The sequence below is a fragment of the Tritonibacter multivorans genome, from assembly GCF_001458415.1.
GTDB lineage: Bacteria > Pseudomonadota > Alphaproteobacteria > Rhodobacterales > Rhodobacteraceae > Epibacterium > Epibacterium multivorans.
Map to the genome: position 1 here is coordinate 23,313 of NZ_CYSD01000012.1, position 24,164 is coordinate 47,476.

At 60.5% G+C, this 24,164-nt stretch carries 22 protein-coding genes; 5 read left to right on the forward strand and 17 right to left on the reverse strand.

Annotated features, from left to right (window positions below; genetic code table 11):
- Positions 1-3: 3 nt before the first annotated feature.
- The 12 genes from TRM7557_RS01410 to TRM7557_RS01465 form a co-directional block, all read right to left on the reverse strand.
- Positions 4-426: a secondary thiamine-phosphate synthase enzyme YjbQ gene (locus TRM7557_RS01410; protein WP_058288429.1), complete on the reverse strand. Its 423-nt coding sequence runs from the start codon at positions 424-426 to the stop codon at positions 4-6.
- Positions 427-529: 103 nt separating this feature from the next.
- On the reverse strand, positions 530-1,003 hold the full coding sequence (locus TRM7557_RS01415) for a hypothetical protein (RefSeq protein WP_058288430.1): 474 nt from the start codon (positions 1,001-1,003) through the stop codon (positions 530-532).
- Positions 1,004-1,176: 173 nt separating this feature from the next.
- Positions 1,177-1,467, reverse strand: a complete 291-nt coding sequence (locus tag TRM7557_RS01420; protein ID WP_058288431.1) for a hypothetical protein — start codon at positions 1,465-1,467, stop codon at positions 1,177-1,179.
- A gap of 414 nt (positions 1,468-1,881) precedes the next feature.
- Complete coding sequence (locus TRM7557_RS01425; protein WP_058288432.1) at positions 1,882-2,436, reverse strand: hypothetical protein; 555 nt, start codon at positions 2,434-2,436, stop codon at positions 1,882-1,884.
- Between the two features lie 106 nt (positions 2,437-2,542).
- Positions 2,543-4,531 carry an RNA polymerase sigma factor RpoD gene (gene rpoD / locus TRM7557_RS01430; RefSeq protein ID WP_058288433.1) on the reverse strand — a complete coding sequence of 663 codons (1,989 nt, stop codon included), beginning with the start codon at positions 4,529-4,531 and terminating at the stop codon, positions 2,543-2,545.
- 190 nt (positions 4,532-4,721) lie between these two features.
- Positions 4,722-6,821 carry a DNA primase gene (dnaG, locus tag TRM7557_RS01435; protein ID WP_058288434.1) on the reverse strand — a complete coding sequence of 700 codons (2,100 nt, stop codon included), beginning with the start codon at positions 6,819-6,821 and terminating at the stop codon, positions 4,722-4,724.
- An 11-nt stretch (positions 6,822-6,832) separates the two neighbouring features.
- A complete protein-coding gene (locus TRM7557_RS01440) occupies positions 6,833-7,192 on the reverse strand; it encodes a hypothetical protein (RefSeq protein WP_058288435.1) in 360 nt (119 codons plus the stop codon).
- Positions 7,193-7,229: 37 nt separating this feature from the next.
- Positions 7,230-7,775, reverse strand: coding sequence for a sarcosine oxidase subunit gamma (locus TRM7557_RS01445; protein WP_058288436.1), 546 nt, complete (start codon positions 7,773-7,775; stop codon positions 7,230-7,232).
- Complete coding sequence (locus TRM7557_RS01450; RefSeq protein WP_058288437.1) at positions 7,768-10,713, reverse strand: sarcosine oxidase subunit alpha family protein; 2,946 nt, start codon at positions 10,711-10,713, stop codon at positions 7,768-7,770. Before TRM7557_RS01450 ends, TRM7557_RS01445 begins: the two co-directional genes overlap by 8 nt.
- Positions 10,710-10,994, reverse strand: coding sequence for a sarcosine oxidase subunit delta (locus tag TRM7557_RS01455; RefSeq protein WP_058288438.1), 285 nt, complete (start codon positions 10,992-10,994; stop codon positions 10,710-10,712). The genes TRM7557_RS01450 and TRM7557_RS01455 overlap by 4 nt, the downstream gene beginning before the upstream one ends.
- 66 nt (positions 10,995-11,060) lie before the next feature.
- Positions 11,061-12,329 carry a sarcosine oxidase subunit beta family protein gene (locus TRM7557_RS01460; RefSeq protein WP_413081149.1) on the reverse strand — a complete coding sequence of 423 codons (1,269 nt, stop codon included), beginning with the start codon at positions 12,327-12,329 and terminating at the stop codon, positions 11,061-11,063.
- Positions 12,330-12,511: 182 nt separating this feature from the next.
- Positions 12,512-13,846, reverse strand: coding sequence for a mechanosensitive ion channel family protein (locus TRM7557_RS01465; protein WP_058288440.1), 1,335 nt, complete (start codon positions 13,844-13,846; stop codon positions 12,512-12,514).
- A 198-nt stretch (positions 13,847-14,044) separates the two neighbouring features.
- Between TRM7557_RS01465 and TRM7557_RS01470 the strand changes: the two genes are divergently transcribed.
- Positions 14,045-14,362, forward strand: coding sequence for a DMT family transporter (locus tag TRM7557_RS01470; RefSeq protein WP_058288441.1), 318 nt, complete (start codon positions 14,045-14,047; stop codon positions 14,360-14,362).
- 51 nt (positions 14,363-14,413) lie between these two features.
- Here the strand turns inward: TRM7557_RS01470 and TRM7557_RS01475 are convergent, their stop codons facing one another.
- Positions 14,414-15,844, reverse strand: a complete 1,431-nt coding sequence (locus tag TRM7557_RS01475; protein WP_058288907.1) for a Glu/Leu/Phe/Val family dehydrogenase — start codon at positions 15,842-15,844, stop codon at positions 14,414-14,416.
- A 419-nt stretch (positions 15,845-16,263) separates the two neighbouring features.
- Between TRM7557_RS01475 and TRM7557_RS01480 the strand changes: the two genes are divergently transcribed.
- The 3 genes from TRM7557_RS01480 to TRM7557_RS01490 are packed head-to-tail and all read left to right on the forward strand — an operon-like array spanning position 16,264 to position 19,154.
- Positions 16,264-17,979 carry a VWA domain-containing protein gene (locus TRM7557_RS01480; protein WP_235811373.1) on the forward strand — a complete coding sequence of 572 codons (1,716 nt, stop codon included), beginning with the start codon at positions 16,264-16,266 and terminating at the stop codon, positions 17,977-17,979.
- A complete protein-coding gene (locus TRM7557_RS01485) occupies positions 17,976-18,524 on the forward strand; it encodes a TadE/TadG family type IV pilus assembly protein (protein WP_058288443.1) in 549 nt (182 codons plus the stop codon). The genes TRM7557_RS01480 and TRM7557_RS01485 overlap by 4 nt, the downstream gene beginning before the upstream one ends.
- A gap of 3 nt (positions 18,525-18,527) precedes the next feature.
- A complete protein-coding gene (locus TRM7557_RS01490; protein ID WP_058288444.1) occupies positions 18,528-19,154 on the forward strand; it encodes a TadE/TadG family type IV pilus assembly protein in 627 nt (208 codons plus the stop codon).
- Positions 19,155-19,228: 74 nt separating this feature from the next.
- On the opposite strand, the gene TRM7557_RS01495 is transcribed toward TRM7557_RS01490, so the two are convergent.
- From TRM7557_RS01495 to TRM7557_RS01505, 3 genes are all read right to left on the reverse strand, one after another.
- Positions 19,229-19,714, reverse strand: a complete 486-nt coding sequence (locus TRM7557_RS01495) for a hypothetical protein (RefSeq protein WP_058288445.1) — start codon at positions 19,712-19,714, stop codon at positions 19,229-19,231.
- A gap of 97 nt (positions 19,715-19,811) precedes the next feature.
- Positions 19,812-21,179, reverse strand: a complete 1,368-nt coding sequence (locus tag TRM7557_RS01500; protein WP_058288446.1) for an FAD-dependent oxidoreductase — start codon at positions 21,177-21,179, stop codon at positions 19,812-19,814.
- Between the two features lie 33 nt (positions 21,180-21,212).
- Positions 21,213-22,184 (reverse strand): NAD(P)-dependent oxidoreductase, encoded by a 972-nt coding sequence (locus TRM7557_RS01505; RefSeq protein ID WP_058288447.1) that lies wholly within the window; start codon positions 22,182-22,184, stop codon positions 21,213-21,215.
- Positions 22,185-22,409: 225 nt separating this feature from the next.
- Here TRM7557_RS01505 and TRM7557_RS01510 point away from each other — a divergent pair, with 225 nt between their 5' ends.
- Complete coding sequence (locus tag TRM7557_RS01510; protein WP_058288448.1) at positions 22,410-23,321, forward strand: pirin family protein; 912 nt, start codon at positions 22,410-22,412, stop codon at positions 23,319-23,321.
- Between the two features lie 123 nt (positions 23,322-23,444).
- Here the strand turns inward: TRM7557_RS01510 and TRM7557_RS01515 are convergent, their stop codons facing one another.
- Positions 23,445-24,032: a TetR/AcrR family transcriptional regulator gene (locus tag TRM7557_RS01515; RefSeq protein WP_058288908.1), complete on the reverse strand. Its 588-nt coding sequence runs from the start codon at positions 24,030-24,032 to the stop codon at positions 23,445-23,447.
- Positions 24,033-24,164 lie beyond the last annotated feature (132 nt).

The window sequence follows — 24,164 nt, forward strand, 5'->3', positions numbered from 1 at the left end:
GACTTATGATGTCAAATGACCCAGAACCTGCCGCTGGTGCGGCGCATCGCGGTGTTCGAACAGATAGACCCCCTGCCAGGTGCCAAGGCCCGGCTGCCCGTCCACCACGGGGATCGACAGGCTGACCGGCATCATCGCAGCCTTAATATGCGCAGGCATGTCATCGGGGCCTTCGTATGTGTGGCGCAGGTAGGACATGCTGGGATCGGTTGTTGGCGGCACGAGGCGGCCAAAGAAGGCGCGCAGGTCGCCCTGCACCTCGGGGTCGGCGTTTTCCTGGATCAGCAGTGAACAGGAGGTGTGACGCACAAATAACGTCAAAAGCCCCACCTGCACGCCAGTGTCGCGCAGCCAGGCGGTGATCTCATCGGTGAATTCATAGAGCCCCTGCCCGCGCGTGCTGATTGTGAACCCTGTCTGCTGCATCTGCCTGCCCCTGCTGTTGTCACATGGTTTTGTCACATCCGCAGGTCTAGCACAGACACCACAGCGGCGCAGGGCCTAGATAGCCCCACGGCAGAGGCGCAGGTTATTCGTCGAAATCATCGCTGAACTGGCGCTGGCAGTCGCCATTGGCCGAGCTGACAGAGCGGTTCTCGCCCACCTCGAACGCATTGAACGACAGGCGCACCGAAGGCTGTGCCGCCTGCGCCACTGGATCCAGCGAAAACTCCACTGCGTCGGGCGCGTCCGAAATGCGCCCCCGGCCAAGGCTGCGCAAGACATAGATGCGGTCATTCCAATCGGCACCTTTGACGCGCCGCGCATAGTCCGCAGCGGAACACCAGAAGGCCCGAAACGGCTGTCCGGGACGCAGGCCGACCTCGAAGGTGGTGTCGGTGATCGGATAAACGGGGGTCTTGCTGCGGCTGATGAAGCGGTCGCTGTTGGATGTCGAAACGTCACAGCCCATGAGGCAAAACGCGGACACAATCGCGACAGACTTCAGCGCGAAACCCGAGGGGATGTTAGGCAGAGAACGAAGAGATGCGGTATGCGGCATGGTGAGACACTCCTTTGTGCGTCATATAAGGATCGCAACCTCCTGTTTCGATCCCTTTTCACCGTCCTTTTCAGGGTGCCAGACACATGTGCATCATGGAAGTCACAAGGGTGTCAGAGGGCGGTGTGTCTCGCCTGCTGTTCCTGTCAGCAGGCATCCGCCCCTCACCCCTGTCAGCCCCGCGCGGGGAAGGGAATAATATCGGCCGTCTGGCCGGTGCCCAGGGTTGCCTCGAGCATGGCCAGCGCCTCTGGATTGGGGCTGGTACCGTCCGGTCGGTAGGTCGCGCGTGCCTCGACCCGCAGCATGGCGCGGGTTTCTTCGGGCGTCATCCGCATCAGCTCTTCTTCGTGGTCCCGCAGGGCCCGAACAAGAAAGCCATTGACCTCGGTCATGACGTCCAGCTGTTCCAGTTTTTCATCCAGCACTTTGAGCGCGCCGGAAAGCTCCGTCGATTGTGTCATTCCGTACCCCTCTTGAGCCTCGCAGCCGCACCCCCACGGTGTTTGCTGAAACGGGTGTCCCCCCATTTGCAGTTGCAGCGGACGTTAGCACCGCTGCGGTTGAGGCCTTCGATAATATTCAGAAAATTCACAGCAAACCGCGTCAATGCAACGATAAAATTTGGCGTGGTTAATACTTTGGTAAGGGTTGCCTATCCTTGTGCACAGGTTATCCACATCGCCATCCACAAGGCGACTGAGACGAAGCCCGCGCAAGTATCAGGCGATTAAGGAGAAAATTTCCCTCGGCAAAATCTTGCTGACCCTAGGGAAAGCAGGCCTTGGGACAGTGACCGAATTTGTGTCAGCCGCGCGCGGCGCGCCGATCACTGAATTTTCGCGTCACCGGACGTGGGGCAGGCAAAAAGTTGAGACTCAGCCCTGCTTTAGCGCGGTCAGATCTGCATCAATACAGGCCAACAATTTTGCCCGCCCCTGCTGCGAAAGGTAGAGGCTTTCAAGCTGCTCCAAGCGGTGTTCCGAGGCCACATAAGCCGGCTCATCGCTCTCTCCCCCGACATTGTAGTGGAAGTCATAGTCTTCCAGCCCTGCGTCCAGCGCGTCGGCCATCCAGTCGAGCCCATAGTGGCGCGCGCCATCGCGGACCAGTTCGATCCAGTCGCGATAGCCGTGCGACATCATGTGGATCAGCCCATAGTGGGGCTCTCCGGGGCTGCCGATCATGCAACCCACCCAATAGCGCAGTTCTTCGAGTTGTTTGATATGGGCCGCGCGTTGTTCTTCTGCGCGGCGTTCTTCTTCGGCGCGTTGAATGGCCCGAAGCCGCCGTTGCCGGTCCCGAATGTCCCGCAGTTCTTTTACACCCCACAGCCCCGCAACAGCGACCACAGTACCGCCAATTATGGTCCAGGATGACAGGCCTGTGGCGTTCTCAAGAAAAGACAACAGAGTGTAGGTGCCAGTGGGCATGGAATTCTTCTTTGTTCAAATATCGCACTGCAAATATCACACGGTGGGCGCGGAAATACCGCCCATAGGAAAACACCCCCCGAAGAACGGAGGGTGTTTTTGAGATTTACTGATCGAGGAAGCTGCGCAGTTTGCGCGAGCGGCTCGGGTGCTTCAGTTTTCGCAGAGCCTTGGCTTCGATCTGGCGAATACGTTCGCGGGTGACCGAGAACTGCTGGCCGACCTCTTCCAGCGTGTGGTCGGTGTTCATGCCGATGCCAAAACGCATCCGCAGAACCCGTTCTTCACGCGGGGTGAGCGAGGCGAGAACACGGGTGGTGGTCTCTTTCAGGTTTTCCTGAATCGCAGAGTCGAGCGGCAGAACCGCGTTCTTGTCCTCGATGAAATCGCCCAGCTGGCTGTCTTCCTCGTCCCCGATTGGGGTCTCAAGGCTGATCGGCTCTTTGGCGATCTTCATGACCTTGCGGACCTTCTCGAGCGGCATCTGCAGCTTTTCGGCCAGTTCTTCCGGCGTCGGCTCGCGGCCGATTTCATGCAGCATCTGACGGCCGGTGCGAACCAGCTTGTTGATGGTCTCGATCATATGGACCGGGATACGGATCGTACGGGCCTGATCCGCGATCGAGCGCGTGATCGCCTGACGGATCCACCAGGTCGCATAGGTGGAGAATTTATAACCGCGACGGTACTCGAACTTGTCGACCGCCTTCATCAGGCCAATGTTGCCTTCCTGAATAAGGTCGAGGAACTGCAGACCGCGGTTGGTGTATTTCTTCGCAATGGAGATCACCAGGCGCAGGTTTGCCTCGACCATTTCTTTCTTGGCCTGGCGGGCTTCTTTTTCGCCCTTCTGAACCTGCTGCACAATGCGGCGGAATTCCGAAATATCGAGACCCACATAGGTGCCGACCTGCGCCATATCTGCGCGCAGCTCTTCGACCTTTTCAGTGGAGCGTTCGATAAACATCTGCCAGCCGCGACCGGGCTTTTCACCCATGTCAGCCAGCCAGTTCGGGTCCAGTTCGCGACCGCGGTAGGCGTCGACAAATTCCTTGCGGTTGATGCGCGCCTGATCGGCGAGCTTCACCATGGCGCTGTCGATCTGCATGACGCGGCGGTTGATGCCATAAAGCTGGTCGATCAGCGCCTCGATCCGGTTGTTGTGCAGGTGCAGGCCGTTCACCAGTTCCACAATTTCCGACCGCAGCTGCTGGTAACGAGCCTCGTCCGCTTCCGAGAAGGAGCCATCCTCGTTCAGCGTCGCGGAGATCCGGCTGTCCTGCATTTCGGACAGCATGGCGAAGTCGTTGGAGATCTGCTCCAGCGTTTCCAGAACACGATCTTTCAGCGCCGCTTCCATGGCCGCGAGGGACATGTTGGCCTGTTCGTCTTCGTCGTCGTCATCGTCCTGGTTCAGGATCGGGTTGCCGTCGGCGTCCAGCTCGGGGCCGGAGTTTTCCTTGGCAGGCTTGGCGGCTTGCACGGCGGACGGGTCGACAACCGGCGCGGCGGCTTCGTCTTCGTCCAACTGGTTGCCAAAGGTGGCTTCCAGATCGATCACGTCGCGCAGCAGAATGTCCTCGGAGAGAAGTTCGTCGTGCCAGATGGTGATCGCCTGAAAGGTCAGCGGGCTTTCGCACAGCCCGTTGATCATCGTGTTGCGGCCCGCCTCAATGCGTTTCGCAATCGCGATCTCACCCTCGCGGGACAGCAGCTCGACCGAGCCCATCTCGCGCAGGTACATCCGCACCGGGTCATCGGTCCGGTCGAGTTTTTCGGTCGCGGCGCCAGCGACTGCAACCTCGCGGTTGCTTTCGGTGGCCACGAGTTCGGTGGAGCCTTTGTTCTCCTCCTCCTCGGCTTCCTCATCCTCGATGATATTGATGCCCATCTCCGACAGCATGGACATGACGTCCTCGATCTGTTCGGAGGACACCTGATCCGGCGGCAGGACCTGATTAAGCTGATCGTAGGTGATGTAGCCCTTCTCACGGGCCTCTGCGATCATCTTCTTGACCTGGGCCTGGCTCATGTCGATCGAGATTTCGCCGTCCTGGTCTTCAGGCTTTTGGTCGTCGGTATCTTTGGCGGCCATTCATTGCTCCTCTGGGGCTCCCCCTGCGACCGTCGCTGGCGGCCGGGGCGATTCGGGTGGTGGGAATCATTAGAGCGATCCGGTGATTCGTCACCCCGTTTACCTAATTTTTCTTTGGGCTTCCTTAGCAAAACGCCCTCAAGCGGCCTTCTGGCCACAATCGACGACCTAAAGCCACACAATCTGGGGGTTATTTGTTCGGAAACCCGATTCGGGCCAATAGGGCGCCAAAGGCATCGCGCTCTTCCCGATTGAGCCGCGCTCCATTGTCACCCACATCATATGTTGCCTTGTCCTCGTTCTCGCTGCGCTGTGCCTTATTGCGCGCCTCCGCGGCCTCGCGCAGGCGCCAGGTCAGCGCTTCGTCTTCGGTGTGCTGGATGTCCTCGACGGCTTCCTGCTGTTCCGCATCGGCGCCCCGGCTGGCTTCGAGTTTGGCAAACTCTTCGGCGAGGAGCTGGCTTGCAATCTCCAAATCACCGGCGCGGCGCAGACAGGGGCTAATAGCCACATGGCGAAGCGAGAAGAGGTTTTCAAGGGCATGGGGCCCCAAAGCGTAATCTATTTCATCGCGCAGACGGTCCGGCGCATCGACGCCATAGCGCAGAATCAGGTCGCGCAGAGGACCATGGTCGGGATCCACACAGGCGAGCCGTTCGAGGTTCTGTTCATATTCCACAACGACGCGCGGGGTGGCCACGCAAGACGCCAGAATGACCGCTTCGCGCACCCGGGTGATCGAGGCCTCATCCGCGCCCGCCACCAGCGAAGCCCGTGTGCTGGCCACAGGTTCGACCGGCGCGCCCTGCCACTTCCTACGTCCGCCATCACGGAAGCCGCCCGATTTCCGGGAGCCCGGCTGGTAGCTGCCACCACGGGGCTGATAGCCGGAGCCCCCCTGCCCGCGCCCGCCACGATCGTTGTGACCCCCGCCACTGTAGCCACCGCCATTGTAGCCACCGTCATTGTAGCCACCACTGAAGCCATCGCCGCTGTCCCCGCCGGTGCGCCCGAACAGGACATTGCGCATCTCTTTGATGTCCTGGGCGTAATGGCCGCGGATCGACGGGTCGCGGATCTTTTTAATCTGCTCGCGCAGGGCCTTGTCCAGCCCGGCCTTGCGTTCGGGGCTGTCAAAGACCTTGCCCTCGGTTTCGCGCTGCCACAGCAGTTTCACCATCGGCATGGCCTGATCCAGCACCGTCTGGACGGCCTCTGGCCCTTGGCTGCGGACCAGATCGTCGGGGTCTTTGCCATCGGGCATGATCGCAAAGCGCAGGGATTTGCCCGCCTCCAGATTGGGCAGCGCCAGATCGACCAGACGCATGGCGGCACGAATGCCTGCCTTGTCGCCATCCAGCGCAATGATCGGTTCGTCCCCTATGCGCCACAGCATCTGCAACTGGTTTTCGGTCACTGCTGTCCCCAAAGGCGCCACGGTCGACGGGAACCCCGCCTCAGAGAGTGCGATCACATCCATATAGCCTTCGGCCACGATCAGCGGCGCCCCCCGCCCCGAGGCGGCGCGGGCGGGGCCGTGATTGTAGAGGCTGCGCCCCTTATCAAACAGCTCTGTCTCGGGAGAGTTCAGATATTTGGCATTGTCATTGGGATCCATCGCGCGGCCACCAAAGGCAATCGCGCGCCCCCGCGCATCGCGGATCGGGAACATGATCCGGTTGCGGAAGGTGTCATAGGGTTTTTTGCCCTTGGTTGAGGGTTTGCCCAGCCCTGCCGCAAGGATCAGCTCGTCCGCCACATCCTTGCCCTTGAGCGCGTCCCAGAGGTTCTGCCAGCCATCCGGCGCAAAGCCGATTTCCCAGCGGTCCAGCGCGTCTTGGCTCAGACCGCGCCGCGCCAGGTAATTGCGCGCATCGGCTGCCGCCCCCGTGCGCAGTTGCAGGCGGAAGTATTTCACCGCCAGCTCCATCACCTCGATCAGCTGGGTGCGGCGGTCCTGTTTTTCTGCGGCCTTGGGGTCGCGCTTGGGCATTTCCATGCCTGCTTCCCCCGCAAGGATTTCCACCGCCTCCATAAAGCCGACGTTTTCGGTTTCCTGCACAAACTTCAGCGCGTCGCCTTTGGCCTGACAGCCAAAGCAATAATAAAAGCCCTTCTTGTCTTCGACGTGGAAAGAGGCGGTTTTCTCGTGGTGGAAGGGGCATGGTGCCCAATAGTCGCCCTTGCCCGGCTGGCTTTTGCGCTGATCCCACATGACCTTGCGGCCCACGACATCCGACAGGCTGACGCGAGAGCGAAGTTCATCAAGAAAACCCGGAGGCAGGGACATAGGGCGCGCCTTTAGTTACCGTTAGCGAGGTTCTGCTGCATTTCTTGGATCTGATCCCAATTGTCCAGACACTGCTGCTGCATCACCGCGCCAAGATCCACATTGCGCAGATCGCGGCGCTTCATGCCATAGACATGGGCGGCCAGCGGGTCGATTGTATTGGCGAATTGCGCAGGCCAGTCGGGATTTGCGGCCAGAATGGTGTCTGCCACTTTGTCCTGCGCCACACGGTCCATGCGGGCCTGCTGCACCGCAGACATCACCTGGCCCTGATATTTGCAGCTGTCTTCCTTGCCGATCTCTTCAGCCCAGAGGGGGGAGACAGCGGTGGCCGCCGCGAACGTCGCGGCGGCAATTCTCATGCGAAGCATAAATCTCGTCCGGAATCAGTTGTTGATCCCGATGAGGTTACCCCCGCGCCGCGACAGCTTCCATCGCTGTTTTCAGATCATGCACCAAGGTCGCCGCCATAGACCGAAAGACCATGATCTGAAACGCGGCGTCACCGGTGCGGGTGATGGAGGCCATCATATGTTTCAGCTCTGTCCGCGCGGATTTACCGGTCGGGAACTGCGACAGGCGGAAATCCATCGGCGACAAACGCGCCAGCACATCGGCAATGCCCTTGCCTTTCAGCTCCACCACGGACCAGCCATCGGTCAGGTCTGTCACGGCTGCGGCCCCTTCAAGCGATGCATCGGCCTTGGGACCAATGAGCAGGGATTGGCCGCGCGAAAACCAGATCACGCGCGCTTCTGCATCACCGCTCGACTGGCCCGGCAGGGGCAGATCCAGACCATGGGCGGACTTCAGCGCCGCAGCGGCCGCGATGTCCTTGCCCTTGTAGGGGGCAATCAGGGTCATGTGATCGGGCCAAAGCTCGGTCAGATCGGCGCTGCCGGTGGAGAAGGGCAGAAGCCCTTCACAGGGGGATTTTGCAATCAGCTCAGCCACGGAGTTTTCCTCCTTCGGGATCTAGGAACACAGGCGACACCACTTCGCACAGGGTGTCGACACCGCGGGTGTGGTCCACAAGGCGCACGGTTTCGCCCATGCGCTCGGGGCCGTTTTTCAGCAGGCCAAGGCCGATCATATGGCCAAGGGTCGGCGAATGCGCCACCGAGGCCACCCAGCCCTGATCGTTCACACGTTCAACCGTTTCGCCTTCGTTGAACAGATGCGCACCGGCGCTGATCTCTTCCCCCGCGTTGACCGGCTTCAGGCCCACCAGACGCTCGCGGGAAGGGTCATGCAGGCCCTCACGCTCGGAACAGGGTTTGCCCCAGCAGGTCTTTTTCTTCGACACCAAACCTTGCATGGTCAGATCAAACGCGGTCACGCGCCCGTCGATTTCCGCGTGGGTGATAAAGCCCTTCTCGATCCGCAGCACGTTCAGCGCCTCCAGACCATAGGCGCCACCGCCCAAAGCTTCGCAGCGTTTGACCAGTTCGCGGTAGAGCGCCTCGCCGTAGCGCGCGGGCACTGCGATCTCGTAGGCCTGTTCGCCCGAGAAGGAAATGCGGAACAAACGTCCGGCCTGCCCCAGCACATTGACCTCGCCGCAGGCCATGAAGGGGAAGGTCTCGTTTGTGACCTCTTCCGACACCACCTGATTGATCAGCTCGCGCGATTTTGGACCGGCAACCGAGAACTGCGCCCAGTGTTCGGTGACCGAGGTCAGCTGAACATCGAAATGGGGCGCGACCACCTGCGTCAGGTATTCCAGATGCGACATGACCTGCCCCGCACCAGCGGTGGTGGTGGTCATGACATAGTGGTTTTCGCCCATGCGTGCGGTGGTGCCATCGTCCATCACGTGACCATCATCGCGCAGCATCAGACCATAGCGCACCCGGCCCAGCTTCAGGGTCGAGAACATATTGGTATAGGCCAGATCCAGCAGCTTGGCCGCATCCGGGCCTTTGATGTCGATCTTGCCCAGTGTGGACACGTCACAAACACCCACGGCATTGCGGACGTACATGACCTCGCGGTCACAGGACTGGCGCCAGGAGGTTTCGCCCGGCTTGGTGAAATAGGCGGCACGATACCACAGGCCGACCTCGTAGTTATGGGCGCCATTGGCGTCGCCCGTGGCGTGCGAGGTCAGGAAGCGTTCGGGTTTGAACCCCTTGTCAAAAGCCCCTGCCCCCATCGCCCCGATGGAGGTTGGCACAAAGGGCGGGCGGAAGGTGGTGACGCCGGTTTCTGCAATGGTGCGCCCTGTGGCATCGGCGAGGATCGCAAGCGAGCCCACATTCGAGTTTTTGCCCTGATCGGTGGCCATGCCTTGGGTCGTGTAGCGCTTCATATGCTCGACCGAGCGGAAGTTTTCGCGCGCCGCCTGTTTGACGTCCTTTGCGGTCACATCGTTCTGGAAATCAAGCCAGGCGCGCCCCTTGTGCGGCACTTCCCACAAGGGGGTCACCACATAGGCCGCATTATCGGCGGTCGGGGTGGCGATTGGATCACCAGAGAGCCCCGCATAGTCCAGCGCCTTGGCCGCCAGTGCGGACCCTTCGGTCAGGGCACCGGCGGTGGAAAAGGTACCATTGGCGGCCCCGGCCACAAACATGCCCGGCACAGCGCCTTCTGAGGGCAGAAACGCGGCCAGCTCGCGGTTCCAGACAGGGCGCGCGTTCTGGTGGCAGGTCAGATGCACCGAGGGGTTCCAGCCGCCGGACATGGCCAGCAGATCCGTCTGGATCTTCTCCTCGCCTGCAACCGAACGCACGGTGATGCTTTCAATCCGTTTGCGCCCTGCTGTGTTGCAGACCACTGCGCCCTTTATCACCGGGAACAGATCGCTGTCCGGCGCGTCATGGCGGCTGTCGATCACGGCGGCAATGTGCACGCCTGCGGCGGCCAGATCGCGGGCGGTTTTATGGGCGTCATTGTTGTTGGCAAAGACGGTGACCCGTTCGCCCGGCGCCACGCCATAGCGGTTGAGATAGGTGCGCACCGCGCCTGCGGTCATAATACCGGGGCGGTCGTTGTTTTTAAACGCAATCGGGCGTTCGATCGCCCCCGCCGCCAGCACCGAAGCCTTGGCATTGATGCGCCAGAAGCATTCGCGCGGCAGGTGGGCCGCCTTCAGCGACTGGCTTCGGGCGAGATGGTGCGAGACCTTCTCGATCGCGGAATAGGTGCCCTGATCATAGGTGCCGGTGACCGAGGTGCGGGTCATCAGGCGGACATTGTCCATTGCGCCCAGTTCGGCCAGAACCTCGCCCGCCCAGACATGCGCGGGCTTGCCATCGATGTCTTCGACCTCGGCCAGCAGGCGGCCGCCCATGCGGCTGTCTTCCTCGGCGAGGATGACATCCGCACCGGCGCGCGCGCCCGTCAGCGCTGCCATCAAACCTGCGGGGCCAGTGCCGATGACCAGAAGGTCACAAGAGGCAAAGGCCTTCTCATAGGTATCTGTGTCCGCCTTGCCTGACAGCGCCCCCAGACCGGCGGCGCGGCGGATGATGGGCTCATAGACCTTCTCCCACAGCGGCGCGGGCCACATGAAGGTCTTGTAATAGAAGCCAGCGCCCAGAAAAGGAGAGGCCAGATCGGTGACGCTCATCGCGTCAAAGTCAACCGAGGGCCAGCAGTTCTGGCTGCGCGCCTTCAGGCCATCGAACAGCTCCTGCGTGGTGGCGCGGATATTGGGATCCTGCGTGCCGCCCTCGCCCATGGTGACCAGCGCATTGGGTTCTTCCGACCCGGCCGACAGGATGCCGCGCGGGCGGTGGTATTTGAACGACCGGCCCACCAGGTGCACGTCATTGGCCAGAAGCGCCGAGGCCAGCGTGTCGCCCTCGAACCCGGCATATTCGGTGCCGTTGAACGAAAAACTGATGGGCTTATTGCCCGAGACCAGACCTTTGCCTGCAATTCTCATGGCTGTTCCTCCGCCACGGGGATGCCGATCCCGGCCTCTTCGGCCAGAACCACGTCCAGAATTTCATGGGTGATGGTGTTGCGGGTCACAACCAGCCAGGCGCCGCAGCCCATGGTGTGCTGCCACAGCTCGCGCAGAACACCTGCTGCGTTTTCGCGCAGGTGCACGTGATCCACCCACGTCTCAACATCGGCCTCAAGCGGCGGTGTGGGCAGCGCGGCACCCCGGTAGGTGAACTCCCGCATGTCGCGTTCGCCGCAAATGGGACAGGTAATTCTCATGACCTGCGCTCCTTCATCTTTTCAAAAATATCCCCGCCGGAGGCTCCCTCGATCAGCGGACAGGCGTTAGTGGAGGTTATGCTGCGCACCGGTGCCCTCCTCGTCCATAATCCCACGGCCAGTGCGGAAGCGGTCCAGACGCATCTTTTCGGCTGCTGCGTGCGGGCGGTCCAGCGCCACGAGGTGGGCAAAGGTATGACCCGAGGCGGGCGTCGCCTTAAACCCGCCGTAGTTCCAGCCGCAATTGAGATACAGCCCCTCTACCGGCGCCTTGTCGATAATCGGAGAGCCGTCAAAGGACATGTCCATAATCCCGCCCCAGCTGCGCAGAAGCCGCGCCTTTGCGACCGAGGGCACCATGGCAACCAGCGTTTCCATCGTGTGTTCGACCATCGGCAGGTTCCCCCGCGCGGCATAGGAACTGTAGTAGTCGATGTAAGACCCGAACACCAAACCGCCCTTGTCGGACTGGCTGATGTACAAATGCCCTTCGGCAAAGGTGACCACATGGTCGATGATCGGCTTCAGCCCTTCGGTCACAAAGGCCTGCAAGACGTGGCTTTCCAGCGGCAGGGTCAGACCGGCCATGGCCGCCACTTGGCTCGACCGGCCCGCCGCCGCCAGACCAATTTTCTTGGCTTTGATCGGCCCGCGCGAGGTCTGGACACCGGTGACTTTGCCGCCTTCGACATCAATGCCGGTGACTTCGCAGTTCTGGATCAGATCCACACCCAGCTGATCGGCGGCGCGGGCATAGCCCCAGGCCACAGCATCGTGGCGCGCCGTGCCGCCGCGCCAATGCATCAGACCGCCCATGATCGGGAAGCGGTTATTGTCGAAATTCAGATAAGGCAGCAGCTTTTTCAGGTCGTCGCGATAGATGATTTCGGCATCGTCGCCCTGGTTCACAATGGCATTGGCGCGGCGGATCGAGGCATCGCGCTGGCCGTCATTGTGAAACAGGTTGATAATCCCGCGCTGGGACATCATCGCATTATAGTTCAGGTCCTGCTCCATCTGCTCCCACAGCTTGAGCGAATGGGAGTAGAACTGCGAGTTGCCCTCGAGCCCATAGTTGGCGCGTACGATGGTGGTGTTACGACCCACATTGCCGCCGCCCAGATAGCCCTTTTCCAGCACGGCAATGTTCTTCAGCCCAAATTCCTGCGCCAGATAATAGGCTGTCGCCAGACCGTGCCCGCCGCCGCCGACGATGATCACGTCATATTCGGACTTGGGCTCTGGATCGCGCCAATGGGGCGTCCAACCCTTGTTGCCTGTGAGCCCTTCCTTCAGAACCCGCAAACCGGAAAACCGACCGGAACCGAACATCATGTCTCTCCTTCACGTCTGCCCGCCGCCGCAAAAAAGAGACGCGGGCCCTGTCAGACCACGGGACGCAAATCGTCCGTTTTGCCGCAGTTCGACAACAGCGCCCGCCCAAAGTCTAGGCCAGATAACGACATGGGGGGACGTTTCCTGAACATGGTCCTATTTCCGGCAAAAAACAGGCTGGATCAGCCCTCGGACTGCCCAAACGGCAACCCGCCACTGCCGCGAATTTCAACAACGCGATGCGGATAGGGAATTTCGATGTCATGCGCCTTCAGCGCATTCCAGACCGCAAACATCACCTTGGGCGTGAACTTGTTCTTGCCGTCGTCAATGCCATTGACCCAGAACTCGACCGCGAAATCGACACCGCTGTCGCCAAAGCCGCGCAGCTCGCAATCGGGGCCATCGGGGTCTGACAGCACAAAGGGCAGCGCGGCCACGGCTTCTTCGATGATGGCGGGCACTTTGTTGATGTCGGTGTCATAGCTGACGGAAAACGGCGCCTCGTAGCGGTTGGCAGAGCCGCTGTCGGAATAGTTCACCACGCGGGTGGTGATGAAATCTTCGTTCGGGACCACAATCCATTTGCCATCCCAGGTTTCCAGGATCGCAGCACGGGCGGTCATTTTGACAATGGTGCCTGCCTCGCCGCCATCCAGTTCGACGTAGTCGCCGACGGTCGCCTGCCCTTCGAGGAGCAGGATAATGCCCGACACAAAGTTCGACGCGATCTGCTGCAGGCCCAAGCCGACCCCCACACCAATGGCACCGCCCAGCACCGCCAGCGCCGAGAGGTTGATGCCCATAATGTTCATCAGCAGCAGGAAGGCCGCTCCAAAGATCGCGATCTCGGCTGTTTTCAGCGCCAGCTCGCGGGTGGCGGGACGCATGTCTTCCTGCGATTTGATGAAGGTGGCGGATTGGTCATTGGACCAGCGCCCCAGCCAGAACAGCACACCGCCGGCAACCACGCCACGCAGCAGCGCCATAAGCGAAATGGTAATATTGCCCAGTGTCACCTGCAGGGTGTTCAGATAGGCCATCGCCGGATCCAGCAGGCCCAGCGCGTAAAGCGCGGCCATGGGCACCAGCACGTAGCGGCCCAAGAGTTTCAGGAAGCCGTCCTGAACAATGTCACGCACCAGAATACGTGCGGCGAGGAACAGGAACAGACGTTTGCCAAAGGCGATCACCGCGCCGCTGTCAAAGATCGACCGCACCACGCTTTCGCCAATGCCCGTCAACGCATAGGCCAGCAGCGGCAGCAGCAGCGGCACAAACTGCAACAGAAAGCGGCGCGTGCGGGCCAGAATATGGGTCTGCTCTTCGGGCGGAGTAAGCAGGCGGGTGATCACCGGAGAGAACCGCCGCGTCAGGACCACGGCCAGCACAAACGCCACCGCCAGCAGCGCAAACTGCGACCAGGCGGCAGGGCTGGTGAGCCAGCCGAGCGCGATGTCCTGCGCCTGCTGCGCCAAGGCCAAGGCCTGCTGTACGATTTCCGGCTGATTTTCCACGGTTCTGTCCCCTGTCTTTTGTCTGCCCTATGCTTGCGGCACCGGGCGGCAAAAACGAAGGGGGAAATTCGCCTGGCTCGGCCCCAAACGCCGAAGTTGAGGCCGCTTTCGCCCCCTAGGGTGCCGCTGCGCGGGCTTTGTGCGCGGGCGCATTTCGCCTACCAATTGAGGGGCCATTCCCTTCCTGAGGTGTTTGCCATGAGCGCGTGGATGTATCTGATTGTTGCCATCTGTCTTGAGATCTGCGCCACGGTGGCGCTGAAACTGTCAGAGGGGTTTGAGAAATGGCATTGGGGGCTGGTGTCGATCAGCCTTTATGCGGTGTGTTTCTGGGTGCTGGCCCCGGCCCTGAAGGTGCTGCCTGTGGGCGTGGTCTATGCGATCTGGGCCGGTGTGGGGATTGTGGGCGTCAGCATTCTGGGCGCGCTGCTGTTTGGCGACCGGCTGACGGCTGTGCACTATGGGTTCATGAGCATGATTTTGATCGGCGCGGTGGGGCTGAAGCTGACCACCTGACAAAAATGGCGCCCCGAGGGACGCCATTTCCATTTTCTGATGGTCCGCAGGTTACAGACCCTTGGCGCGGTAGCTGGCCGCAACCTTGTCGATGGACACCAGATAAGCGGCGGTGCGCAGATCTTTGACGTCATCGCGTTCATGCCAGACCTTGCGCATGGACTGATACGCAATGCGCATGGTGTCATCGAGACCCGAACGCACCAGCTCCAGCTCGTCCGCGCCGCGGAGGTATTTCTCCTTGAACTTGGGATCGAGCGTCCATTTGTTGCCCAGATTGTCCGACAGCGCCTCGAGCTGGTCGACAACCAGCTGGTGACGCGCTTCTTCCTGACGGCGCTGCATGCGGCCAAACCGGATGTGGGAGAGGTTTTTCACCCACTCGAAATAGGACACGGTCACACCGCCAGCGTTGGCATACATGTCGGGAATGATCACGCAGCCCTTGTCGCGCAGGATCTCATCCGCGCCTGCGGTCACAGGACCGTTCGCCGCCTCGATGATCAGCGGTGCCTTGATCCGGTCCGCGTTGGAGAGGTTGATCACCCCTTCCAGCGCCGCCGGGATCAGGATGTCGCACTCTTCCTCAAGCACCTTGCTGCCGTCTTCGACATAGGTGCCGTGCGGGTAGCCCTTCACACCGCCATGCGACATGATCCAATTGCGCAGCTCGTCGACATTGACGCCTTTGGCATCGACGATCGCACCATCGCGTTCAATCACACCGGTGATGATGGATCCGTCTTCCTCTGACAGGAATTTGGCGGCGTGGTAGCCCACGTTCCCCAGACCCTGCACAATCACACGCTTGCCATCGAGCGTGCCGGAGAGGCGCGCCATGGCTTTGTCTTCTTCGTAGCGGAAGAATTCCTTCAGCGCATATTGCACGCCACGACCGGTGGCTTCCACGCGGCCAGAGATCCCGCCGGCATTCAGCGGCTTGCCGGTGACACAGGCCTTGCCGTTGATGTCGGTGGTGTTCATGCGCTGGTACTGGTCCGCGATCCAGGCCATCTCGCGTTCGCCGGTGCCCATGTCGGGCGCGGGCACGTTCTGCGAGGGGTTGATCAGGTCGCGCTTTGCCAGCTCGTAGGCAAAGCGGCGGGTGATACGCTCCAGCTCGTGCTCTTCGTATTCGCGCGGATCAATGCACAGACCGCCCTTGGAGCCCCCGAACGGCGCCTCAACCAGCGCGCATTTGTAGGTCATCAGGGCGGCAAGCGCCTCGACCTCGTCCTGGTTGACGCCCATGGCATAGCGGATACCGCCCTTCACGGGTTCCATATGTTCGGAGTGAACCGAGCGGTAGCCGGTGAAGGTTCTGATTTCGCCACGCAGACGCACACCAAAGCGCACGGTATAGGTCGCGTTACAGACGCGGATCTTTTCCTCGAGCCCCGGCGGCAGATCCATCAGGGATACGGCCCGGTTGAACATAAGGTCAACACTCTCACGGAAACTCGGCTCTTTGATGCTGCTCATTTGCGGCTCCATTTGGTCCTTGAACGACTCAAGGGTTCATAATGACGCAGTATTACTCAAACTTCCTTTACGGCATCCAGGCCTAAATTTTGTGCAAAATGAAAACTTTTGACCATTCGGTAGCTCGAAGGGAGGGAATCACCTACCTCGAAAGACGTGGGATTGTTTGCAAGTCGAAAACAGCCAGCGCCAAACCCCAGCATTAAGCTTAAATGCAAAGCAAAAGAGCGCCTTTGGGCGCGAAAATGCCAAAGTTCCGCCCCCTTTCTCAATGAATAGTTTACCTACACCCGTCGTCCGACAATTAGGCGTCGCCCCAGAAACCGGGCGGCCCATTGGGAAGGTTTGTAATGATCGGCAGATTGAAGAATTCCACCGCACTCGCATCGCTTCGGCGTGCCCTTCCGGCAGGTCGCTTTTTGCGCAGATTTAAGGATGCAGACGGCGGTGTGCTGGCCGCGCCCTTTATTTTTATGCTTTTGACCATGCTGGCCATCAATGGGCTGGGCATGGATCTGGTGCGCCATGAACGGGACCGGGCCTGGTTGCAGAACACGCTTGACCGGGCGGTGCTGGCGGCGGCGGATCTGGATCAGCCGCAGACCCCGGCCGAAGTGGTTCTGGATTACCTGTCCAAAGCCGGCCTTGAGGAATATTACCAAGAGCCCATTGTTGAGACCCTGCCCGTAGGTGCGGTGCGACCGACCTCCAAAAAGGTGACGGCAGATGTGGACATGGGGTTCAACAACCTGTGGCTCAACTTCACCGGATCCGAGGAAGAGTTGCCCCTGACCGCCCATTCTGTGGCGATCGAGAGCATCGGCAAGGTCGAGATCTCGATGGTGCTGGACGTGTCAGGATCCATGGGCAGCAACAACCGTCTGCCGAACCTGAAAACCGCCGCGAAGCAGTTTGTGGAAACGATGGAGCAGAACACCGAAGACGGCAATCTGTCGATTTCGATCGTGCCCTACTCTACCCAAGTTGCGATGCCGCAGGATTTTCTGGACGAATATGACGTGGAAATCGGCAATGGCCTGCCCGGCAGCTATGCCAGCGCGGCTGCAGACGCCAAGGCGCGGTCGGACGCGCGGGGGTGGGATTACACAAACTGCGTGAACTTTGAAGCCTCTGACTTCAATACAACCGCCCTGCCGTCCAACCAGAAATACCAGCGCACCATGCCGTTTTCGGTCTGGGGCACCACGGACTATCGGACCAATGACAGCCGGTACGTCCGCGACCCGGTCTGCACCATCCACAGCGACGCCCCCGGCCGGACCGCGCTGCTGTTTGAAGACAATGTCTCGACAATGCAGACCTATATTGATTCCTTCTATGCGGGGGAAAACACCTCGTTGGATCTGGGCATGAAATGGGGGGTGGCGCTGCTGGATCCGTCGATCCAGCCAAAAGTTGCCGCGGTCTCTGAGAACCACGCCGATGTCATTGATCCGCGTTTCCGGGACCGTCCTGTACCCTACAATGACACCGAGACCCTGAAGGTCGTGGTGTTGATGACCGACGGGCAGAACACCAGTCAGTACTATCTGAAGGACGACTACCGCGTTGGCGAATCCGATGTCTGGTTTGATGACGACGCAGATGTGTATTCGTCCTACGACGAAGACAACAACCGCTACTACTGGCACAACGTCGACATCTGGGCCGACCACCCGCATGGGCAGCAGAACAGCTCTACGTTTATCTGTACCACCTATTACTACAGCGGTGGCTGCTACTCGGGCTACTATTACAACGAAGTCAAATCGAACGACCTGGAGAACCTGACATTCGAGGATCTTCTGGCCGAGACTTCGCTGCCCTACATGTACAGCAGACTTGCAGACGAATGGATGACCTGGAACGCGGCAACCAACAAATGGTGGTACAACGCATTCGGCTGGTACGGGCGTTCCACCAAAGACACCCGCACCCGCGCGATCTGCGACGCCGCCAAGGACGAAGGCATTGTGGTCTTTACCATCGGCTTTGAGGCCCCGTCAGGTGGTCAGGCCGTGCTGGAAGACTGTGCCAGCTCTGATGCGCATTACTACGACGTGGAAGGGCTCGAGATTCAGGATGCCTTTGCCAATATCGCATCCACCATCCGTCAGCTGAGGCTCACCGAATGATCCGTTTTTCCAAGTTCCGCGCTGCGGCCGCATTCCGCCGCTTTCACCGCGCCACAGAGGGCAACGTCACAGTTGAGTTTGTCATCATTGTGCCGCTGATGTTCATTATCCTGGCCTCTTCGATCGAAATGGGGCTGATCACCGTGCGCCAGACCTTTCTGGACCGCGCCCTGGATCTGACCGTGCGGGACATTCGTCTGGGCACCGGCGCGGACTGGCAGCATGACCAGATCCGAGACAAGATCTGCGAACGGTCGATCCTGATCAACAATTGCAGCACGGACCTGAAGTTGGAGATGACCCAGCTGGACCCCTATGCGCCGATCACAATGCCGGAAACACCCGACTGCATCGACTCGGCGGTGGAAGTGGACCCGGTGGTGAAATTCGTCAATGGCGACAGCAATGAGCTGATGTTCCTGCGCGCTTGCCAGAGCTTTAACCCGGTCTTTCCGCACATCGGCCTTGGTGCCGATCTGGTCAAAGACGGCGACGGTCGCGTGAATGTTCTCGCCTCCTCCATCTTTGTACAGGAGCCCAAGTAAGCCATGACTGAGACATGTTTTTCCCCAGTCGCCGCGCTGCGCAGCGCTGTGAACCGGTTCCGCCGCGATGAGGAAGGCTCTGTCGCTATTGAAGCGGCCTTCTACTTCCCGCTGCTGCTGGCAATGTTTGCCGCGATCTTCACGCTGTATGATGCCTTCCGTCAGGAGAGCATCAGCATCAAGGCCGCCTATACCATTTCGGATCTGGTCTCGCGGGAAACCGCGACCCTGGACGACACCTATATCGACAATATGTATCTGTTGACCCAAGCCATGACCCGCGACACCCGCGATGTGTCTATGCGGATTTCAGTGGTCTATTGGGACGAGGCAAGCGGATCCTATGGCGTCGACTGGTCGGTTGAGCGTGGCACAGGTCTGGCGGTCTGGAATGATGGCACCATCAATGATGTGGCCGAACACCTGCCCAATCTGCCGGATCAGGAACGGGTGATCTTGGTCGAGACCTGGAACAACCTGCTGCCGATCTTTGATGTGGGTCTGGACAATTTTGATCTTTATAACTTTGTCTTCACCCGCCCCCGCTTTGCAGGTCAGATTATCTTTGAGGGCATGCGCGCCTCGGATGGTCCGGTGCATGACGATGGCACCGAAGACGCCACGCTGTAACAGGTCAGCCTGAACAACAAAAAACCGCCGGACCCGCAAAGGTCCGGCGGTTTTCTTTTGTTTGGTCCGCAGGTTTACTGCGGTTCCAGCCCGGACATCATCGCCGCAAGGATTTCCGACATTGCCTTGCCCTGCTGGCCCGGTGTTACACCGCCAACGCCAATGCGACGGCCCATACGCCACCAGAGGCCCGGATACCATGCGCGCGGCGCAGACGCCTTGCTGCGCAGGACAAACCCATTGGAGGGCTTGAAGGCAAAGAACCCCCGGTCGATGTGATCGAGGTCTTCGACCCGTGCGATCAGGGTGCCATCGGTACAGCGCAGTTCCGTTTCGGTGAGCTCGATCGTATGGGCCGTGGCCTGCCAGAGGCGAATGCCGCACCACAGGGAAGCAGCCCCCACCACCAGCAGAAACACCAGCCACCCCGGAGAGGGCGGCGCCGTCATGGCCAGATACAGCGTCAGACACCCCAAGCTCCCCAGCATGCCCGCCCCCATCACGCGGCGCGCCGGTGATGCGGTAATGGTCGCAAGGACCTCTCCGTCGTTTTTCAGCATCTGATGCTCTCCCCCACTGTTTTATAACTCGCGACGGGATGTAGCCGAAAACCGGGGGCGGACCTAGGGGGAATTGGGTGCGAACGCGCCTGAACTGTTAGTGAATGCGCACCCCTTGGTCTGCGAGCGTGGATTGCACCGCGTTCAGATCGACCGCATCCAGATCGCGCCCGGATTTGATCGACAGCGCGGCGGCCACCCCTGCGCCCTGCCCGGCCACAGCGCAGCAGGCCATATTGCGCGTGGCCGCATGGGCGATTTTGTCCCCCCCAATGGCGCGCCCGGCAACCAGCAGGTTTCGCACCCCTTTGGGCAGCATCGACCGATAGGGCACCTGCATATAGCGCCCGGTGGTGGGCAGGATCAGCACGCCATAGCCGTCGATGAACTCGGGGTAGATGCCGATGGTGTCCTCGAACCGGCCCTGATGGCGGGCGTCGTCTTCGGTCATATTATAGACCGCGTCGATCTTGCGGGTGTCGCGGATGCCGATGGTCATGCCAAAGTTGCGCAGCCGCACGCCGTCACAGCCGGGGGTAAAGCGGCGCAGGGCCTCGATCGCCAGCATCGCCTGACGGCGGCCTTCGATCTCGTACTGCGTCAGACTGTCGGGGTCGGTGCCATCACAGCCGCCCAGATGGACGAGGTTCATATAGGTCATTTCACCGCTGTCATGCACCGCGCCCCAGGTGCCGCCAATGGTGTTCAGCTCTGCCGGGATCACCCCCGCCGCCTGCGCCATCTCAAAGGGTTTGCGCAGAAACGGCGAGAACATCGCGTCTTCTTTGCCGTCCGTTTCGACCTGCCATTCGCCGCTGGACCAGTCGGCATAGGTCTGCGGGTCGGATTTTACGCCTTCCATGAAGGCCGTTTTGTCGACGCCCGCCACATGGAACATGACGCTGGCGGCCTGCATTTCTTCAACCGGGGTTTTGATCGTGGCCGCGCCCGCGCGATGAGCGATGTCGGCATCGCCTGTGGCGTCGATCACCCGTTTGGCGAGGATGGCCTCGCGGCCCACTTTGGATTCCACGATCACACCACAGATTGCATCGCCTTCCATGATCGGCGCGACGAACTGGCGGTGCAGCATCGGGTGGATGCCTGCCTCTTCGACCAATCGGTCAGCAACCAGCTTGAACCCTTCACTGTCGAGCTCATAGCTCAGCGACTGGCTTTCGGGCACGGCCGCGCCCATGGCTTTGGCGCGTTCCTCGAACTCCCAGCCAATTCCGCCTGCTTCCACTGTCGCCTCGTGGCGATACCAGGCAAAGCCTTCGACGCCGACGGTGGTGATATTGCCGCCAAAGCAGCCGAAACGTTCCAGCAGCGTGACCTCCACACCGGCGCGGGCCGCGGCCAATGCCGCCGCCAAGCCGCCGGGGCCGGAGCCCACAACCAGCACATCCGTTTCATGCACCACGGGTATGTCGCGGGCGGGTTCGGTAATTGTTTTCACGGACATCTGCTCTCCCTTTATGAATGTCCATTGATGTCGCTAGCTGAGGACAGGCCCCGATCTGGGCTGCACCTCTTCCCCTTTGACCGGTGGTTCCTCATCCACCAGTTCGGTCGGGAAACCATCGGCAAGCACATGCACGCCTGCCAATTCTTCAAGCCGTTCAATAATGCGATCCGACTGGGCCCGTTCGCCATAGCGGCTTTGACCGTCTTTCATGATGCGGATCACTTCGGGCGACAGCTCCAGTGGCACATGGTTCTGATCGGCAAGGTCCTGAAACAGGCCAATGTCTTTCAGCACCAGATCCATGGTGAAGTTCACGTCCCGCGCGCCCGACAGGATCAGCTGGCTTTCGGTTTCATGCACAAAGGACGTCCCCGAAGAGATCTTGATCGCCTCATAGGTCGTTGCCATATCCAGCCCCGCCGCGCCCATTGTCACCATCGCTTCGCACAGCGTCAGCAGATTGGCGGTGGCCAGATAATTGGTCATCACCTTCAGTTTCGACGCGGTGCCGATCTCGCCTGTGTGCAGAATGCGACGGCCAAGGATCTGCATCACCGGGTAGATCGCATCGAACCCTTCGCGCGGCCCGCCCACAAAGATCGAGATATTGCCCGTCGCCGCCCGGTGGCACCCGCCAGAGACCGGGCATTCCATCGCCAATGCACCGCGCGCAGAGACTTTTTCGGCCAGTTGCGCCACTTCATCTGCGTCGGTAGTGGACATTTCGACCCAGGTTTTGCCAGCCCCCAGAACGGGCAGCATTTCTTCCACCACAGCGGCGCAGGCCGCAGGGCTGGGCAGGCAGGTGATGATCACATCGGCCACCTGTGCCAGTTCAGCGGCAGATCCGGCAATGCCAGCGCCTGTTTCGCTCATCTCGAGGCATTTGTCGGCGTCCAGATCAAAGACCACCAGCTCCACGCCATTGCGCAGCAGATTGCCTGCGAGTTTAGCGCCAACATTCCCAAGACCGATAAATCCGACCCTGCCTTCAAACTCCATCACACGTCCTCCTGTATCGCCCCAGCCTCATCAGGAATTGCGTCGCAAAACCGCTCGAAAACGACACTTTACAGACTTCTCTTCGCCCGTTCGCGACAGGCCGCTGCGTCACAGGTGCAAATTGCGCATTTGCGCACAGCCCCCGTGAGCCGGCAGGGAATAGAGCGACGGGCCGCAAAGGCTACATTGGCGACACCAGAGTTTGCTCAGACCAAGGAGAGCCAGATGTCCCTGCGACCGATTCTCGAAACCCGCCGCGCCCAGCCCACGATGGAAGGCGCAGGCGTGCATCTGCACCGCGCTTTTGGGTTTCAGGACCCCAGCGAACTGGACCCGTTCCTGCTGTTTGATGATTTCCGCAATGACGACCCGGCGTTTTATCAGGCGGGTTTCCCCTGGCACCCCCACCGCGGGATCGAGACGATTACCTATGTGCTGTCCGGCACGGTCGATCACAGCGACAGTCTGGGAAATTCCGGCAGTCTGGGCGCAGGCGATGTACAGTGGATGACGGCTGGCTCTGGCATCCTGCATCAGGAAATGCCGCACGGCAACGCAGCAGGCCAGATGCATGGCTTCCAGCTGTGGGGCAATCTGCCGGGCAGCCAGAAGATGACCGCGCCGCGCTATCAGGATGTGGAGGCCAAGGAAATCCCCGAGGTGATCGACGATGATGGCACCCGCGTCCGCGTGATTGTCGGCAGCTTCTGGGGCAAGACCGGCCCCGTCGATGGCATTGCCGCCGATCCGCAGTATCTGGATGTATCCGTGCCCGCAGGCGTGACCAAGACCTTCCGCATCGACACCTACCGCCGGGCTTTTGCCTATGTGTTTGAGGGCGCAGGCGCTTTTGTCGATGCCGCCACCCCGCAAGGGGTGCTGCTGGAGAAAGAGGTTGCGGGCCAGGAACTGAACATCCGCGATATGTCCGGCGACCGTACGCTTGTGCGCTTTGGCACCGGCGATGAGGTCACGGTGCAGGCCGGCCCCGAGGGCGTGCGGTTTCTGCTGATTTCAGGCGCGCCGATCGAAGAGCCCGTGGCCTGGCATGGCCCCATTGTGATGAACACCAAGGCAGAGCTGAACAAAGCCTTTGCCGAGCTGCGCAATGGGACGTTTATTAAGCCCTCTCACTAATATTGGCCCGCTCACGGGTCGGGAAAACCGGTGCCCACTTTTCCCTGCGAGCGGCGCGGCCCGCTCACGGGTCGGGAAAACCGGTGCCTTTTGCGGGCGCTGACCGATTGGTCGGCGCTTGCGTTACACGCCGACCAGACGGCGGACCATCTGCCAGTGCAGGCTCTCGACCTCTTCAAGGCTCAGCCGTCCGTCATCGCGGTACCAGGTCAGAACACCATTCAAGAGCGCGATGACAGCGCGGGTGGTCACGCGCGGTTCTTCCAGCTGGAACAGACCTGCCTCCCGACCGGCGGTCAGGATGCCTGCCAGCTCTCCCTCATAGGCGTTGCGCAGCGCTTCGATCTGGGCAAAGCCTTCGGGCTCCAGATTGCGCAGTTCGTTATAGGCGATGAAAACCGCATCCCGCCGGGCGAGATTGAACCGAATGTGGAAGCGGGCAAAGGCTTCGAGCGCAGCGAGCGCCGTGTCGCCCTGCACTTCTTGGGCCCAAGCGCCCATCAGCGCCTCCATATGGCGCTGCATCAGATCGACCAGAAGGCTCTGTTTGTCAGGGGTATAGTTATACAGCGCGCCCGCCTGCAGCCCCACCGCGCCCGCGATCTGGCGCATGGAGACCGCCGCATAGCCGTGGCGGGCAAACAGGGTTTCAGCCGCTGCACGAATGCGCGGGCCGGTGGTTTCGGAATGGGAACCTTGGGTGCGTGCCATGGCCTCAGGATAAATGATCAAGTGTTCAATTCATACCCCTGCGCCCCATTGGGCCAGAGATTGCGTCGCACCGCTTGTGCCATGCTTGTGTCGCCGGGTGCAATTGTGCATCAAGAGGCAAGAAAAAGGACG